The sequence below is a fragment of the Mesorhizobium atlanticum genome (assembly GCF_003289965.1).
Lineage (GTDB): Bacteria > Pseudomonadota > Alphaproteobacteria > Rhizobiales > Rhizobiaceae > Mesorhizobium > Mesorhizobium atlanticum.
Genome location: NZ_QMBQ01000003.1, coordinates 227,772 through 244,638 on the forward strand (window position 1 = coordinate 227,772; position 16,867 = coordinate 244,638).

Here is a 16,867-nt window from a genome sequence, read left to right on the forward strand (position 1 = left end):
CAACCATCCTCCTGATCGACGCGATCAGCCGACTTTCAAGCCGAGTGGCTTGGCCGGGCTCTCGCTAGCAGCGCTTGGCGTTGTCTATGGGGACATCGGCACCAGTCCCCTCTACGCCTTCAAGATCGCCCTGCAGGCGGCCGCGCAACGCGGCCAGGATATGGGCGACGCGGCGGTCGGAATAGCCTCGCTGGTGATCTGGTGCCTCATCCTGATCGTTTCGGTCAAATATGCGTTGCTGATCCTTCGCGCCGACAATCACGGCGAAGGCGGGGTGATGGCCATGCTTGCCTTGCTGGGCTCTCGTAGTACGCAACGAGGCAGTGGACGTGGCGCCCTGCTCGTGTTGGGCCTGATCGGCGCCGCGCTGCTCTATGGTGACGGCGCAATAACGCCCTCGATCTCCGTATTGAGCGCGGTTGAAGGGCTTAAGCTCGATGCGCCTGGCCTTGAGGATGCGGTGATCCCGATAACACTCGCGATTCTGATTGCCCTTTTCATGGCGCAGTCCAGGGGAACGGGATTCATCGGGCGGATTTTTGGCCCGATAATGTTGTGCTGGTTTGTCGCGATCGGCGTGCTAGGGCTGATCGGCATCGTCAGAGATCCGCAAGTTCTCAAGGCGCTGCTGCCGTCCGCGGCGGTCGGGTTCGTGGCGCATGCGCCGCTCGCCGTCAACTTCGGCGTTCTGGGCGCCGCGTTCCTGGCGGTCACCGGTGGTGAGGCGATGTATGCCGACATGGGACATTTTGGCCGCAGCGCCATCCGCGCCGCGTGGTTCTTCGTGGCGCTGCCGGCGCTGGTCCTCAATTACCTCGGGCAAGCCGCCCTGGTCTCGGCTGATCCTCGGGCCGCGGGCGGGCCGTTCTACGGACTTGCGCCTGGTTGGGCGCATTATCCGCTGGTGATATTTGCGACTTTGGCAACCGTGATCGCATCGCAAGCGATTATCTCCGGCGTGTTTTCACTTACGCAGCAGGCGGTGCAACTCGGGTTCCTCCCACGCCTCCGCATCCTCCACACAGCCCGGGAGGAGCACGGGCAGATTTACATTCCGGTGGCAAATTGGCTGCTTGCGGCGGCGACGCTGGCAGCGGTGCTGATCTTCAAGTCGTCCGACGCCTTGGCCGGGGCGTACGGCATCGCCGTATCGGGCCTGATGGTGATCTCGACCTTCCTGGCGGCGCTGGTGGCAATCAGATGGGGATACAATCCGACACTGGTCGTGCTGTTGAACGGCATGTTCATGGTGGTCGATCTCGTCTTCCTTTTGGCCAACGCCCTTAAGCTGTTCGAAGGCGGGTGGTTCCCGCTGCTCATCGCCGGGACCATCGCCTTTCTCATGCTGACATGGCGCAGCGGCCTCGAACTCCTCGAGGCTGCGCGCGCCGAGCGGCGTCTCGATGAAAAACGCTTCATAGCCGCCCTTGAGGATAAGGCGGTCTGTCGGGTGCCCGGCACCGCCGCTTTTCTTTCCGCCTCGAGGACAGGTATCCCGCTGTCGCTCTCGATCCACTTGAAGCACAACAAGGCTCTCCAGGAGCGCGTCCTGCTCGTATCGGTGGTTGTCGAAGAAATCCCGGCGGTGGACGCCGACGACCGCGCGGTGGTCTCCGAATTGACGTCCGGTTTCGAGCGCGTCGTCCTCAGCTTCGGATTCATGGAGATGCCCGACATACCGGGCGGACTGGCCAGGGCGCGGGTGTGCGTTTCTCCGCACGAACTGTTGCAGACCAGCTACTACATCGGCCGCGAGACGGTAATTCCCGATGCCGATGTTCCAGGCATGTGGCGCTGGCGGGAAGCCATTTTCATGTGGATGCAGCGCAACTCGGCAACAACCGGCACTTCGTTCGGTATCCCGTCCGGGCAACTCGTCGAAATCGGGACCGAGATAAGAATCTAGCTTCGGGCCCAGGAGCCGTGAAGCTCCGTTGAAACAGGAGGTACAGAGATGGCTGAGAAATATCGTTGGACGGACCCGGCGATGACGACGGTAACCCGCGCGCCGGATGATCCGAACAATCAGGTTTCGATAGATGCGGCGGGCAACAAACCACCCAAGGACATCCTGAAGCTAGCCAACATGAAGCAGCCAAAGCTGCCGGGCGGAGACAACTCGCCCGAGTGGATACTCTTCGGCGACAAGACAGGGGACGAATAGCATTCCTGCCCCTGGGTTTGCTGCTTCGAGGACGGGCGTCGGCAATAGAGACCGCGCGTTACGTCGTGCCCGCATATCAGCCAGGTGGATGAGTTTTCGCCGGCATTTCGCATGTCCGGAATGTGGTGAACCGTCTGGACAGATTGTCCGCTGCGGCACGGACAATTTGATCAGGCTCGCCACGACAGCGCCGGCAACCGGTTGATATCGCTGCTGTTCAAAATTGGCACGTGCATTGCTTATCAATCATTGCGGTCGCCACCGAAAGAAAGAACCCGCGAACCCCGCAAGCGAGCGGCTGCCCAACGGGTCGTCGCTATGAAATGTCTGAAACCGGTGGGCCGTCCTGTGTGACTGCAGAGTGCCCGGCGCGAAGACCCGGGCACGGAAGAGGAGGCCTCCATGACGAATGCCTATCAGACTTCCATCTTGCCACAAGCGTTCGCCGAAGCGCGCGCAAGGTGCGGTTGGTTTCTCGTCCTCGGATGATCGAGCGGACCGCGAAGATCAAGTCAAAGCCGGGCTTAATGATATGACCAAGAACCACAAACATGATGGCAGTGATCCCGGAGCCCGCAAGACGCCGGCGCGCGAACCGGCAGTAAACAGTGACACCGGGGCCGATGCCGATCGATCCGATCCTGCTGGCAAGAATCCGCAGGCTGGTCATGACGCGCAGTCTGAGCTCGCACGGCTCGAAGCTGAGAATACCGAGCTGAAAGACCGCTTGCTGCGGGCCTTGGCGGAGGTGGAGAACGTGCGCCGCCGCGCCGAGCGCGACTTCAACGACGTGCGCCAGTACGCGATCACGAAGTTCGCCGGCGACATGCTTGGCGTCGCCGACAACATGGAGCGCGCCATCGCCAGCGTGCCTGACGAAGCCCGTAAAGTCGACGGGGCGCTCAAGACACTGATCCAGGGCGTGGAGCTTACCGAAAAAGGAATGCTTCAGGCGTTGGAGAAGCATGGCGTCAAGAAGCTCGTACCACTGGGAGAGCGCTTCGATCCAAACTTCCACGAGGCGTTGTTCGAGTTGCCCGACCCCTCCGTGCCACCTGGCACCATCGCCAAGATCGTAGAGCCTGGATATTCCATCGGGTCGCGGCCGTTGCGCCCAGCCAAAGTTGGGATTGCGACGGGGGCTCCCTCGCAGGGCGTGCCGCTCTCCGGCAATCGGGAACAACCCCAAAATAGGCGCTGACCGGCAAGAGGTCCGCGCATTGTTCGTTTGACGAGCGAGGAGGAGGTCATGTCTTACAAGAAAATCCAGACCAAGGGCGCTTACACCGATTTCACCATTCGAGACGGCGACATCGACAAGACGTTCGATCCTCTCAAGGGACGCGGCAGGCCTGGCGAAAAATGGACGCTCGGCTTGGTCAATATAACCAACGAGGTCTATTCATTCGCATCCGTGGCAGGCCCGGACGGGAATTACGGCAAATGGTTCGAATCCCGCAAACGGGCATGAACTGCGAAACAAATTATGATGAATGCACCGGCAATGGCCAATGGACCGCAATCCTGGCCGTGCCCTTCAGCTCGCCTCCGTTCAGCATTCGAATAGCAACGCGGCCCAACCAATTCGGCAAGGCGACCGGAACGGAATTCTTCGACATCGCCCCGAGCAAGACGCACGAAGGCGGGATCATCGGCATTTCCTGAAGACGCGGGTGTGCTTTTTCGCCTTCTCGGCGACGGACACATTGTCCGGCTCGAAGATGACATTTTGTCCAGGGCGGTACGTGTTCGAACCGTAAACCATTGAATTCGCCGCATGTCGAAATTGGCATGTCAGTTGCTGTCGGATTGGTGAGGACAGTCAGAACCTAGCAAACGAATAAAGCAAACAAGGAGCGCAGTGGTGTCCAAAGTCATCGGAATCGATCTGGGAACGACGAATTCCTGTGTTGCCGTCATGGAGGGCAAGAACGCCCGTATTGTCGAGAACTCCGAAGGGGCACGTACGACGCCTTCCGTCGTAGCCTTCACGAGCAGCGGCGAACGTCTCGTCGGTCAACCGGCTCGCAGACAGGCCGTAACCAATCCGACCAACACGATCTTCGCGGTAAAGCGACTGATCGGCCGCCGCTTTGACGATCCGGTCGTCGAAAAAGACAAGGCGCTCGTCCCCTACAAGATCGTCAAGGCCGCGAACGGCGACGCCTGGATCGAGGCCGAGGGCAAGACGTATTCGCCGTCGCAAGTATCGGCGTTCATCCTGCAGAAGATGAAGGAAACGGCAGAGGCCAATCTCGGCGAGAAGGTAACCCAAGCAGTCATTACCGTCCCGGCTTACTTCAATGATGCCCAGCGTCAGGCGACGAAGGACGCCGGCAAGATTGCCGGCCTCGAAGTTCTGCGCATCATCAACGAGCCGACCGCGGCGGCGCTGGCCTATGGCCTCGACAAGAAGAAACTGGCCAAGATCGCGGTATATGATCTCGGCGGCGGCACTTTCGACATTTCCATCCTCGATATTGGAGACGGCGTGTTCGAGGTCAAATCCACCAACGGAGACACGTTCCTTGGCGGCGAGGATTTCGATATGCGTCTGCTCAACTATTTGGCGGACGAGTTCCAGAAGGAAGCAGGGATCGATCTGAAAAAGGACAAGCTCGCGCTGCAAAGGTTAAAAGAGGCGGCAGAGAAAGCAAAGATCGAACTCTCGACCTCCACTCAGACCGAAGTCAACCTGCCGTTCATCACGGCTGATGCGGCAGGGCCCAAGCATCTCCAGATCAAGATAACCCGGGCAAAGTTCGAATCGCTGGTCGAGGATCTTATTCAGCGAACCATTGAGCCATGCCTCACCGCGTTGAAGGACGCCGACATTGCAGCGCATGACATCGACGAGGTGGTGCTGGTCGGCGGGATGACCAGAATGCCGAAGGTCCAGGATGTCGTAGTCAAAATCTTCGGCAAGGAACCGCACAAGGGCGTCAACCCAGACGAGGTGGTCGCAGTCGGCGCGGCCATCCAGGCCGGCGTGCTTCAGGGCGACATCAAGGACGTCCTGCTTCTCGACGTAACCCCGTTGTCGCTCGGCATCGAAACATTGGGTGGCGTGTTCACGCGTCTCATTGATCGCAACACGACGGTGCCCGCAAAAAAGAGCCAGGTTTTCTCGACGGCTGAGGACAATCAGAGCGCAGTCACCATCCGCGTTTTCCAGGGCGAGCGCGAAATGGCGGCCGACAACAAGATGCTCGGGCAGTTCGATCTCATGGGGATCCCGCCAGCCCCGCGCGGCATGCCGCAGATCGAGGTGACCTTCGACATCGATGCCAACGGCATCGTCAACGTCTCCGCCAAGGACAAGGGCAGCGGCAAGGAGCAGCGTATCCAGATCCAGGCCTCCGGCGGCCTCACGGAGGCGGATATCGAGAGGATGGTCAAGGACGCCGAGGCACATGCGGCGGAAGACAAGAAACGCAAGGAGACAGTCGAAGCGAAGAATTCCGCCGAGGCGCTCATACACGAAACCGAGAAAGCCTTGGCTGAGCACGGCTCCAAACTCTCCGAACCCGATCGCGGCGAGATCGAGAAAGCCATGGCCAACCTTCGCGAAGCGGTGAAGGCCGACGAGGGGCCGATGATAACCGCGAAGGCCGGTGTCTTGCAGCAGCGTGCCATGAAACTGGCCGAGGCCGCTCAGTCCGCGTCGCAGGCGTCGGCGGATTCAGGCTCGGCCCATGCAGGCAACGACGATGGCGTTGTCGACGCTGAATTCACGGAAGTCGAGGACGACGACAAGAAATAGGCGTCGCGGCCAGGAAGCAAACTTGGTACCCCGGTGGCCCCGGACCATGCGATGGGGCGCCGGTATTCAGGCGCATCGCGCCCCGTGCCAGGGGTGCGATGCTGGTCCTCAACTCCTGTTGGCGAAGGAAAGTCGGCCATGAAGAAATCGGACAGCACTGTGCGTATAACCGTCACGCGCAATGGTCCGTACATGGTCAGCGGGAAGGTGGGACTTTCCGAGCAGACCATCGTAGCAGACTCCGATGGGGCATCGGAAAATTGGATCGAGAAAGAGCTTCCCCCAGCGGGGCCGAAATTCTTCTTGTGTCGATGCGGGCATTCCAGGAAGAAGCCGTTTTGTGACGGCTCCCACGCCAAGGTCGCCTTTGACGGTACGGAGGTCGCGGATCGGACGCCATATCTCCAACGAGCGGAGGCCTTCGACGGTCCATCCCTGGCTTTGCTGGACGTGGAGAGCCTGTGCGCGTTCGCACGGTTCTGCGATCCCAACGGCCAAGTCTGGAGTCAGGCTTCCCACACCGACGACCCTCGGGTGCGCGCCACCTTCATCCGACAGGTCCAGAACTGCCCGTCCGGGCGCTTGGTCGTCTGGGACAAGAGCCGCGGCGCTGCCATTGAGCCGGAGCTTGCGCCCTCGATAGGTCTCGTTGAAGATCCGGCGGAAGGCTGTAGCGGTCCGCTCTGGTTGCGTGGCGGAATCGCTGTAGTTTCGGCCGATGGCGAGGAATACGAAGTGCGCAATCGAATGACGCTATGCCGTTGCGGCGGATCCAGGAACAAGCCTTTCTGCGATGGTACCCATGCTGCAATCAAGTTTCAGGCGAAATAGAATGTGCATGTTGGCGCCGTCGGGTGGAATTGTGGTCGCAGGTCCTGCAATCGACAGAGCCTTCCGGAGCAAATCGTGAGAAATCCCTACGAAGTTCTCGGTGTCGCCGCCACGGCTTCCGCCGCCGAAATACAAAGCGCGTATCGCAAGCTCGCCAAGAAGCTGCATCCGGATCTCAATCCCGGCGACAAGGCCGCGGAGGAAAAATTCAAGGAGGTCGCGGGTGCCTATGACCTGCTCAGCGACGCCGAGAAGCGCAAGCGCTTCGACAGTGGCGAAATCGACGCCTCCGGAGCCGAGCGGCCGCAGCATAACTTCTATCGGGACTATGCCTCGTCGGATCAGGGACACCCCTATGCCGATACGTCCGGCTTCGCCGACTTCATGGACACGGACGATGCGTTCGCCGAACTTCTCAGACGTGGCCAGAGGGCAAGGGCGAACCGCCGTGGGCAGGACATGCACTATCGTCTGCCGATCGATTTTGTCGAGTCGATCACCGGCGCGAACAAGCGTCTGACGCTCCCGGACGGAAGCACGCTGGACGTGAAGATCCCGCCCGGCCTTGTGGATGGACAGACTTTGCGCCTTAAGGGCAAAGGAGCACCCGGAGCTGGCAAGGGCGGCGCCGGCGATGCCCTGATCGAAGTCGAGGTTCTGCCGGACAGGCGGTTCACCCGAGACGGCGACGACATTTCCCTGGAAGTGCCGATCTCGCTTACCGAAGCGGTTCTCGGGGGGCGTATCCGCGTTGCTACGCCAACCGGAGATGTGACCGTAACGGTCCCGAAGGGGGCGAACACCGGCACGACCTTGCGGCTGAAAGGCAAGGGCGCTCCACGCCGCGGCGGCGGTCACGGTGATGAGTTGGTCAAGCTGAAGGTGGTGCTGCCGAAGTCGGACCCTGAGCTCGATGCCTTCGTAATGAACTGGAGCAAAGGCAAGGAATTCAATCCGCGCGAAGACAGGATATGAAGATGAACAAAAAGGAGTTTCTCAAGTCTTCGGACCTGCGGGTTCAAACGCTGGAGCTTTGGCTCGAACAGCAATGGCTCATTCCGGAGCAGACCTCGAAGGGAATCCGGTTCACGGATATCGATATCGCTCGCGCGCGGCTCATCCACGAGTTGAAGAATGATTTCGGTGCCAATGATGAGGGCGTCGACGTGATCCTTCACCTTATGGATCAGCTTCACGAGTTGCGTCGCGCGCTGGCACAACTGCGTGAGGATATAAAGGGGCGTTCATTCTAACGACGACGCCCCCGCAGCATAACCAAGGCGAGACCGGTGGCCGCGTCCCCGAGAGTGAGTGATTGAGCAGCAGGTGGAGGGTCGCGTGGCCAACTGTTAGACTGACTGGCCAATGGCGGCTCCGGAAGGAGTTTGAATGTCGCAGGACCGTGCCCAAGACATCGCTGAACCTATCTCCGATCCGGAATTTGGACCCTGGCTGGCTCAGGCTTCCATCCTGGTCGTCGACGACGAACCCGGCATTCGTAACTTCCTGGTCAAGATCCTTGCGCCGCGGTGCAAGGTGATCGAGGAGGCGCAAGACGCGAAGGAAGCGTCCCGCAAGGTTGATAGTCAACATTTCGATGTCGTCATTCTCGACAACATCATGCCCGAGCAGAACGGCCTTGACTGGCTGGCACAACAGCGTGCGATCGGATTCTTCGCCGATGTGATCCTGATGACGGCCTATGCCGATCTGGACGCGGCGATCGAAGCATTGCGCGCCGGCGTTGTCGATTTCATCTTGAAACCGTTCCGCTCAAATCAGTTGCTGAACGCAGTTGCGCGGTGTCTGGATCGCATCCGGCTGCAGCGCGAGAATGACGTCCTGCGTCACGAATTGAGGTCACCGCCGCACGAGATCCTGCTGCGCGACAGGCTGCTCGGCAGCTCAAAGGCGATCGAGCATGTGCGCGAGACGATTGCGCGTGTTGCCCCGTTGCCGACCTCGGTCCTTTTGACCGGCATGTCGGGGACGGGTAAGGAGGTTGCCGCCCGCTCTCTGCACTCCCTTTCCGATCGATCCGACAAGCTTTTCGTGCCGATCAACTGCGGGGCAATCCCCGCAGACATGATCGAAAGCGAGCTGTTCGGTCATTTGAAGGGTGCGTTCACCAGCGCGGGCAGGGCGCGTGAAGGCCTGTTCATGCATGCGCATGGCGGCACAGTGTTCCTCGACGAGATCGGCGAGCTTCCGTTGGTTCTTCAGACGAAATTGCTTCGTGTTCTCGAGGATCGTCGCGTTCGGCCGGTCGGCTCGGAACGCGAAGTTCCATTCGACGCGAGGTTCATCTTTGCCACCAACGCCAACCTTGCCAAGCGCGTTGACGCGGGTAGTTTCAGGGCCGACCTCTTTTTCCGGATCAACGTCATCCAGGTCCACTTGCCGCGTCTGAAGGACCGCGGTCACGATGTGCTGGAATTGGCGGAGTATTTCATGCGCTCGTTTGTTTCGCAGCTTGGCATGCCAGCCGTGCCGATCGATGCCGGTGCGCGGGCTGCGCTGTTGCGCTATGATTGGCCGGGCAATATTCGGGAACTGCGAAACCTGATTGAAAGGGCGGTGATCCTCGGCGCTTTCCCGCACGACATCGCCGGGCACGTCGATGACGAGGAAGACCGCGGGCGCGCGAACGAGAGCTTGGCCAGCGTCGAGCGCAGGCATATCCTTTCGGTCCTGGATGAGGTTGGCGGCGATCGCGAGGAAGCAGCCCGACGGCTAGGTATTTCGCGCAAGACGATCGACCGAAAATGCGCAAGCTGGAATGTCTGACGGTGCAAAACTAGCCAGCTGGAGGCGACTGTCGGTGCGCGCTCGTCTGTTGGCGATCGCGCTGGTGCCGATGATCGTCATCCTGCCGCTCCTGCTCGGCATCAGCATCTATCGCTGGAACGCCAAGTTCGACGCGATCGCGGTGTCGAAGGTCAATGACGATCTTACGATCGCGCATCAATATCTGGCACGCATCCTCCAGAATACGGAAGACCAACTCGTGGCGGTGGCCGAGTCGGCCCGATTTCAAGGCCTGCTCCTGAAAGGCGACTACGCCGATGGCGATCTTGCACAGCTTCTGAAGGACACGGCGCGGAAGCGCGCTTTCGATTTTCTCTATGTCGTCGACGACGGCGGGCGTCTCGTGGTCAGCGAATACCCGATGGCGGCGACCTCGATCCGCTGGGACTGGCCGGTCGTCGGATCCGCCCTTCGGGGTCAACCGCAGACGGCCATCGATGTGTTCGAACAGGCGCAGCTCGCGGCCATATCTCCCGAACTCGCGCAACGGGCACGCATCGACATCGTCAAGACCGCTGGCAGTGCCGACACAGATCGCACGGTGGAAGCGCGCGGGCTGGTCCTCCAATCCGCTGGCCCATTGACATTGCCCGATGGCCGCAAGGCCGCCTTGATAGGCGGTGTCCTTTTGAACGAGAACCTTGCCTTCGTCGACACGATCAACGATCTAACCTTTCGAGGGGCTGGCCTGCCGGATGGCAGCAGAGGAACCGCAACCCTGTTCCTGGGCGACATCCGCATCAGCACCAATGTGCGCCTGTTCGAGGGCAAGAGAGCGATCGGAACGCAGGTCTCGGAGGCGGTCAAGGACGCCGTCCTTGACGAGGGGCATACATGGCTCGGCAGCGCGTTCGTCGTCGATGACTGGTATATCTCTGCTTACGAGCCGATCCATGACAGCTTCGATCGGCGTGTCGGCATGCTTTACGTGGGATTTCTCCAGAAACCTTTCACCGATGCCAAATTCGAGACTTTGCTGACGATCGCGGGCGCGTTCGTGCTAGCGGTGGCCGCGACCGTTCCCTTGTTCCTGACCTGGGCAAGAAGCATCTTCAAACCTCTCGAGCGCATGACAGGCACGATCGCCAAGGTCGAAAGCGGCGATCTTGCCGCTCGGACAGGGCCGATCAAAAACCAGGACGAGATCGGCCAGGTGGCGCTTCATCTCGACCATTTGCTCGATCTGGTCCAGGAGCGCGACGCGGAGTTGCGCGGATGGAATGAGGAGCTCAATCAGCGGGTTGAGGAGCGTGCGCTCAAGCTTCAGCAGGCTACCACCCAACTGGAGACGACCACCAAGCAACTGGTCATGTCGGAAAAGCTTGCCGCGATCGGCGAGATAACCGCAGGTGTCGCCCACGAGATCAACAACCCGATCGCCGTCATGCAGGGCAACCTCGAAGTGATCCGCGATCTGATGGGACCGAATGCCGAGAGCGCAAGGACGGAGTTCAAGCTGATCGACGAGCAGATGAATCGCATCAGCCAGATGGTGACCAAGTTGCTGCGGTTCGCGAAACCGCAGGAATATGCAGGCTACACAGAACAATACGTGGCGGCCAACATCATCACTGACACGCTGCCTTTGGTCCAGCATCTGCTCAGGAAGAAGACGATACTGGTCGAGCGTGAGGACCGCGCCTCGCGGCCGATCATGATGAACCGCACGGAACTTCAACAGGTGCTGGTCAACCTGATTGTGAATGCGATCCATGCCATGCCGCAAGGCGGGCGGCTCACATTGCGAACATTCGATAGCGATTTCGATCAACGCAAGGGCGTGGCAATCGAGGTTACGGACACAGGCGCCGGCATGACCTTCGAAGTGATGCAGAAGGTCTTCGATCCCTTCTTCACCACCAAGTCGCGCGAAGGAACGGGGCTCGGCCTCTCGATCAGCCAGATGCTTACAACGCGGCAAGGCGGCAACATCGCGGTCGAGAGTGAGCTCGGCAAGGGAACCACGTTCACGGTCTGGTTGCCCGAAGCAAGCTGATCATCATTCGGACAAAGACATTTTGTCCGATTCATTTCCGACATCTTGTCCCGTCTCCGCCGGGTCATCCGCAATATCCGCTTGATTTTGTTGCGCACCCCAAATTGGCACGCGCGTTGCTCCATGTATCTCGACAGGGTTCGTTGGTCGAGGAGAGCGCCGTGGCATTCCATCCATTGCATGATCGCATCCTTGTTCGTCGCATCGTCGCGGACGAAAGGACAGCCGGCGGCATCCTCATACCCGACACCGTCAAGGAGAAGCCGATGGAAGGCGAGGTGATCGCGGTGGGTCCCGGAGCGCGCGACGAAGCCGGCAAGCGGATCAAGCCGGACGTCAAAGTCGGTGATCGCATTCTCTTCGGCAAATGGTCTGGGACAGAGATTGTCCTCGGCGCAGAGGAACTTCTCATCATGAAGGAACCCGACGTCCTTGGCATCATCGAAGCTCGATAGTGGCAAAGCGCCAATCGCACGCCGGTGAAATTCAAGCGGCGTGATCGAATTTTCCAACCATCGAACAATTGGTCAGGGAGAGCACCGTGGCAGTAAAAGATGTGATTTTCGACACCGATGCGCGCGACAAGATGTTACGCGGAGTCGATGTGCTTGCCGACGCAGTAAAGGTAACTCTAGGCCCCAAGGGTCGCAATGTCATCATTGAGCGCGCCTACGGTGCCCCTCGCGTCACCAAGGACGGTGCGACCGTTGCCAAGGCCGTAGAGTTGGAGGACAAGTTCGCGAACATGGGCGCGCAGATGGTCAGCCAGGTTGCCGCCAAAACCGCCAGCATCGCAGGCGATGGCACGACGACGGCCACCGTGTTGGCGCAGGCGATCGTACGGGAAGGCGCAAAGGCTGTCGCCACGGGCGCGAATCCCATGGATCTCAAGCGCGGCATCGACAAGGCGGTCGACGCTGTCGTCGACGAGCTGAAGCAGAACGCGCGCAAGATCGTCAAAAACGACGAAATAGCCCAGATCGGAACCATATCGGCCAATGGCGACGCCGAGATAGGCCGCTACCTGGCCGAGGCCATGGAAAGGGTCGGTAATGACGGCGTCATCACCGTCGAGGAGGCCAAGACCGCCGATACCGAGCTGGAAGTCGTCGAAGGCATGCAGTTCGACCGCGGCTACCTCTCGCCTTATTTTGTCACCAACCCCGACAAAATGGTCGTCGAACTCGAGGATGCTTATATCTTGTTGTTCGAGAAGAAGCTCTCCAATCTTCAGGCCATGGTGCCCTTGCTGGAAGCGGTGGTCCAATCCGGCAAGCCGTTGCTCGTCATCGCCGAGGACGTCGAGGGGGAAGCGCTCGCGGCGCTCGTCGTCAACAAGCTGCGCGGCGGCCTGAAGATCGCTGCGGTCAAGGCTCCCGGCTTCGGCGACCGCCGCAAGGCGATGCTTGAAGATATTGCAATCCTCACCGGTGGCCAGGTGGTTTCGGACGATCTCGGCATGAAGCTCGAAAACGTCGAGCTAACCACGCTTGGCAGAGCCAAGAACGTTCGCATCGAGAAGGAAAACACCACCATTGTCGGCGGCGCCGGCGAGAAGGCGGCCATACAAAGCCGCGTGACCCAGATCAAGCAGCAGATCGAAGACACCGCGTCCGACTACGACCGCGAGAAGCTGGAGGAGCGCGTGGCCAAGCTTGCCGGCGGCGTCGCGGTGATCCGCGTCGGCGGCACGACAGAGGTGGAAGTGAAGGAAAAGAAGGATCGCGTCGACGATGCGTTGCACGCGACCCGCGCCGCGGTGGAAGAGGGCATTCTTCCGGGCGGCGGCGTCGCCTTGCTGAAATCGGCCAAGGCCGTTGATAGCATCCATGTCGATAATGACGATCAACGTCATGGCATTCAAATCGTAAGGCGGGCCCTTGAGGCGCCCATTCGCCAGATCGCGGAAAATGCCGGCGACGAGGGATCGGTCATTGTCGGTAAGGTGAGAGGAACGGGCGATTTCGGCTATGGCTGGAATGCCCAGACCGACACGTTCGGAAATCTGTACCAGGAAGGCATCATCGATCCGTTGAAGGTGGTCCGCAGCGCGTTGCAGAACGCGGCGTCGGTCGCCGGCTTGATGATCACCACCGAAGCCATGGTGGCCGACAAGCCTGCCGAGGAAGCAGCGGCATCGTCGTAGGTTCCCGCCGCTATCGGCATCGCCTGCCGCTGAGGCGCCGATGCTCGACCGGGCCTGCCAGCACTCGACCAGGGCCTGTTCGGAACTGACTTGTTGCCTTGAAAGGTTGCGCAATGGACGCAGAGAAATACACCGATCGCGCAAGGGGTTTCATCCAGTCGGCGCAATCGCTGGCGGCGCGGGAGCGAAACCAGCAGTTCACGCCCACTCATATCCTGAAAGTGCTCCTCGATGACAATGAGGGCCTTGCTGCAGGGCTGATCGATCGCTCAGGCGGCAATTCACGTTCAATCCTGAAGGCGACCGAGGAAGCGCTGGCGAAACTGCCGAAGGTGACCGGCTCTGGCGCAGGTCAGGTTTATCTGGCGCCGGAGACCGCGCGTCTCTTCACCGCCGCGGAACAGGCGGCCGAGAAGGCCGGCGACAGTTTCGTCAGCGTCGAGCGGCTGTTGCAGGCCCTGGACGCAGACAAGCATAGCGAGGCGGGCAAGCTGCTCGCTCAGGGCGGTGTCACGCCCCAGAACCTCAATGCGGCTATCAATGCGCTTCGCAAGGGCCGCACCGCCGACAGCGCTTCGGCTGAGAACGCCTATGACGCGCTGAAAAAATACGCCCGTGATCTCACCGCCGCGGCCCGCGAGGGCAAGCTCGATCCGGTCATCGGCCGTGACGAGGAAATCCGCCGTACGATCCAGGTTCTGTCACGGCGCACGAAGAACAATCCGGTGCTGATCGGCGAACCCGGTGTCGGCAAGACGGCAATCGTTGAGGGGCTGGCGCTGAGGATCATCAATGGCGATGTGCCGGAGAGCCTGAAGCACAAACACCTGCTCGCGCTCGACCTCGGGGCGCTGATCGCGGGTGCGAAGTATCGCGGCGAGTTCGAGGAGCGGTTGAAGGCCGTGCTCAACGAAGTCACATCCGCCGCCGGTGGCATCATCCTGTTCATCGACGAGATGCACACGCTGATCGGCGCCGGAAAGACGGACGGCGCGATGGATGCATCAAACCTGCTCAAGCCGGCGCTGGCGCGTGGCGAGCTGCACTGCATCGGCGCCACCACGCTCGACGAATATCGCAAGCACGTCGAGAAGGACGCGGCACTCGCGCGGCGTTTCCAGCCGGTGTTCGTCGCACAGCCGACGGTCGAGGACACGATCTCGATCCTGCGCGGACTGAAGGAGAAATACGAGCTTCACCATGGAGTGCGGATCGCGGATTCGGCGCTGGTGGCGGCCGCGACGCTCTCGAACCGCTACATCACCGATCGCTTCCTTCCGGACAAGGCCATCGATTTGGTCGATGAAGCGGCCGCACGGCTCAAGATGCAGGTCGATTCCAAGCCGGAGGAACTGGACTCCCTCGACCGCGAGATCGTTCGCCTCAAGATCGAGCAGGAGGCACTGAAGAAGGAAAAGGACGCCGGGTCCAAAAGCCGTCTCCAGGCATTGGACAAGGAATTGGTCGAACTCGAAAAGAAGTCGGCCGACATGACGTCGAAATGGCAGGCCGAGAAAGGCAAGCTGTCCGACGCGCAGAAGATGCGAAGCGACCTCGAGCAGTTCCGCACCGAGCTCGCCAATGCGCAGCGCAAGGGCGAATACCAGCGGGCAGGCGAGCTTGCCTATAGCGTCATCCCCGAGCTCGAGCGAAAGCTCGCCGCCGTCGAGGCCAGCGAGAACACCTCGATCAGCGAAACTGTGACCGCGGACAACATAGCCCAGGTTGTTTCACGCTGGACCGGTGTGCCGGTCGACAAGATGCTCGAGGGCGAGAAGGAGAAGCTCCTCCACATGGAGGAGGTGCTCGGCAATCGTGTCGTCGGACAGGCGCAGGCGGTGCGGGCCGTGTCGACGGCCGTGCGTCGCGCGCGTGCCGGCCTGCAGGATCCCAACCGGCCGATCGGCTCCTTCATGTTCCTGGGACCGACCGGCGTCGGCAAGACGGAATTGGCAAAGGCGCTGGCCGAATTCATGTTCGACGACGAGACGGCGATGGTCCGCATCGACATGTCGGAGTTCATGGAAAAACATTCGGTCGCCCGGCTGATCGGCGCGCCTCCGGGCTATGTCGGCTACGACGAGGGTGGCGTGCTGACCGAAGCCGTGCGGCGCCGGCCCTATCAGGTCGTGCTGTTCGACGAAATCGAGAAGGCCAATCCGGACGTCTTCAATGTGCTGCTTCAGGTGCTCGACGACGGTCGGCTGACCGACGGTCAGGGTCGCACGGTCGATTTCCGCAACACGCTCATTATCATGACGTCGAACATCGGCGCCGAGTATCTCGTGAACCAGCCGGAAGGCGAAAAGACCAGTGCCGTGCGCGAGCAGGTGATGGCGATGGTGCGGTCGCATTTCCGTCCCGAATTCCTCAACCGCATCGACGCCATCATCCTCTTCCACCGGCTGCAGAAGAGCGAGATGGGACGGATCGTCGAAATCCAGTTCGCGCGCCTTCGGAAAATCCTGGACGACCGTAAGATCGAGGTCACACTCGATGCGAAGGGACGAAGCTGGCTTGCCGACAAAGGATGGGATCCGGCCTATGGCGCGCGCCCGCTGAAGCGCGTCATCCAGCGCTACGTCCAGGATCCGTTGGCCGAGATGATACTGGCCGGCGACGTGCGCGACGGATCGGCAGTGAAAATCTCCGCGGGCAGGGACGGGCTGACGTTCAATGGCAAGAAGCCGGTGATCGTGGACGAGGATGAGTTGGATCCGCTTTGAACGCCGTCGAGAGCCTCATCGTCAGATGGCGGCGCGTCTGACCGACGTCACCACAGCGTGACGCAGTTCTAGCAACAAGAAGTTGAAAGAGGAGCAAATAGCGATGACGGACAAGATCAGGGAAGGCATGGAAATAATCGGGGCCGACGGCGTGCATGTCGGCACGGTCGATCGCCTGGAGGGTGGCCGCATCAAGCTGCGGAAGAGCGACAGCTTCGGCGCCCACAAGGGCCATCACCATTACATAGAGATCGGCTTTGTGGCCGGCGTCGAAGGCAACAAGGTTCGCCTCTCCGCGAATGCCGACATTGCCGTGACCTTGGAGGAGGAGCCGTCCGGGCGACCCGTCCCGTTGTGACGAGGCGCGCCGCCGCGCGGCACGAGGTGCCGTGTACTTGCCCCAGGCTCGCCGTGGGCATTGCCGCGCAACCTT

14 protein-coding genes are annotated in these 16,867 nt (G+C 60.6%); all 14 read left to right on the forward strand.

Annotation, left to right across the window (positions count from 1 at the left end; all coding sequences use genetic code 11):
* The first annotated feature begins 49 nt into the window (after positions 1-49).
* The 14 genes from DPM35_RS10840 to DPM35_RS10905 all read left to right on the forward strand — a co-directional run bounded on the left by DPM35_RS10840 (position 50) and on the right by DPM35_RS10905 (position 16,792).
* Complete coding sequence (locus tag DPM35_RS10840) at positions 50-1,906, forward strand: potassium transporter Kup (protein WP_112127291.1); 1,857 nt, start codon at positions 50-52, stop codon at positions 1,904-1,906.
* A 48-nt stretch (positions 1,907-1,954) separates the two neighbouring features.
* Positions 1,955-2,164: a hypothetical protein gene (locus DPM35_RS32175; protein ID WP_146767933.1), complete on the forward strand. Its 210-nt coding sequence runs from the start codon at positions 1,955-1,957 to the stop codon at positions 2,162-2,164.
* A gap of 409 nt (positions 2,165-2,573) precedes the next feature.
* Positions 2,574-3,365: a nucleotide exchange factor GrpE gene (grpE, locus tag DPM35_RS10845; protein ID WP_245431497.1), complete on the forward strand. Its 792-nt coding sequence runs from the start codon at positions 2,574-2,576 to the stop codon at positions 3,363-3,365.
* Between the two features lie 48 nt (positions 3,366-3,413).
* Positions 3,414-3,635 carry a hypothetical protein gene (locus DPM35_RS10850; protein WP_146767934.1) on the forward strand — a complete coding sequence of 74 codons (222 nt, stop codon included), beginning with the start codon at positions 3,414-3,416 and terminating at the stop codon, positions 3,633-3,635.
* Positions 3,636-4,028: 393 nt separating this feature from the next.
* Complete coding sequence (gene dnaK / locus DPM35_RS10860) at positions 4,029-5,927, forward strand: molecular chaperone DnaK (protein WP_112127766.1); 1,899 nt, start codon at positions 4,029-4,031, stop codon at positions 5,925-5,927.
* 138 nt (positions 5,928-6,065) lie between these two features.
* Positions 6,066-6,758, forward strand: coding sequence for a CDGSH iron-sulfur domain-containing protein (locus DPM35_RS10865; RefSeq protein WP_112127295.1), 693 nt, complete (start codon positions 6,066-6,068; stop codon positions 6,756-6,758).
* 75 nt (positions 6,759-6,833) lie between these two features.
* Positions 6,834-7,733 (forward strand): DnaJ C-terminal domain-containing protein, encoded by a 900-nt coding sequence (locus DPM35_RS10870; RefSeq protein WP_112127296.1) that lies wholly within the window; start codon positions 6,834-6,836, stop codon positions 7,731-7,733.
* Between the two features lie 2 nt (positions 7,734-7,735).
* The gene (locus DPM35_RS10875; protein ID WP_112127767.1) at positions 7,736-8,011 is read left to right on the forward strand and encodes a chaperone modulator CbpM; all 276 of its coding nucleotides are present in this window, start codon (positions 7,736-7,738) and stop codon (positions 8,009-8,011) included.
* Between the two features lie 136 nt (positions 8,012-8,147).
* Positions 8,148-9,545, forward strand: a complete 1,398-nt coding sequence (locus DPM35_RS10880; RefSeq protein ID WP_112127297.1) for a sigma-54-dependent transcriptional regulator — start codon at positions 8,148-8,150, stop codon at positions 9,543-9,545.
* A complete protein-coding gene (locus DPM35_RS10885; protein ID WP_112127298.1) occupies positions 9,538-11,562 on the forward strand; it encodes a sensor histidine kinase in 2,025 nt (674 codons plus the stop codon). Before DPM35_RS10880 ends, DPM35_RS10885 begins: the two co-directional genes overlap by 8 nt.
* 161 nt (positions 11,563-11,723) lie before the next feature.
* Positions 11,724-12,017, forward strand: coding sequence for a co-chaperone GroES (locus DPM35_RS10890; RefSeq protein ID WP_112127768.1), 294 nt, complete (start codon positions 11,724-11,726; stop codon positions 12,015-12,017).
* Between the two features lie 86 nt (positions 12,018-12,103).
* Positions 12,104-13,708 carry a chaperonin GroEL gene (groL, locus tag DPM35_RS10895; RefSeq protein WP_112127769.1) on the forward strand — a complete coding sequence of 535 codons (1,605 nt, stop codon included), beginning with the start codon at positions 12,104-12,106 and terminating at the stop codon, positions 13,706-13,708.
* A 113-nt stretch (positions 13,709-13,821) separates the two neighbouring features.
* Positions 13,822-16,434, forward strand: coding sequence for an ATP-dependent chaperone ClpB (clpB, locus tag DPM35_RS10900; protein WP_112127299.1), 2,613 nt, complete (start codon positions 13,822-13,824; stop codon positions 16,432-16,434).
* 103 nt (positions 16,435-16,537) lie between these two features.
* Positions 16,538-16,792 (forward strand): DUF2171 domain-containing protein, encoded by a 255-nt coding sequence (locus DPM35_RS10905; RefSeq protein WP_112127300.1) that lies wholly within the window; start codon positions 16,538-16,540, stop codon positions 16,790-16,792.
* The last annotated feature ends 75 nt before the right edge of the window (positions 16,793-16,867 follow it).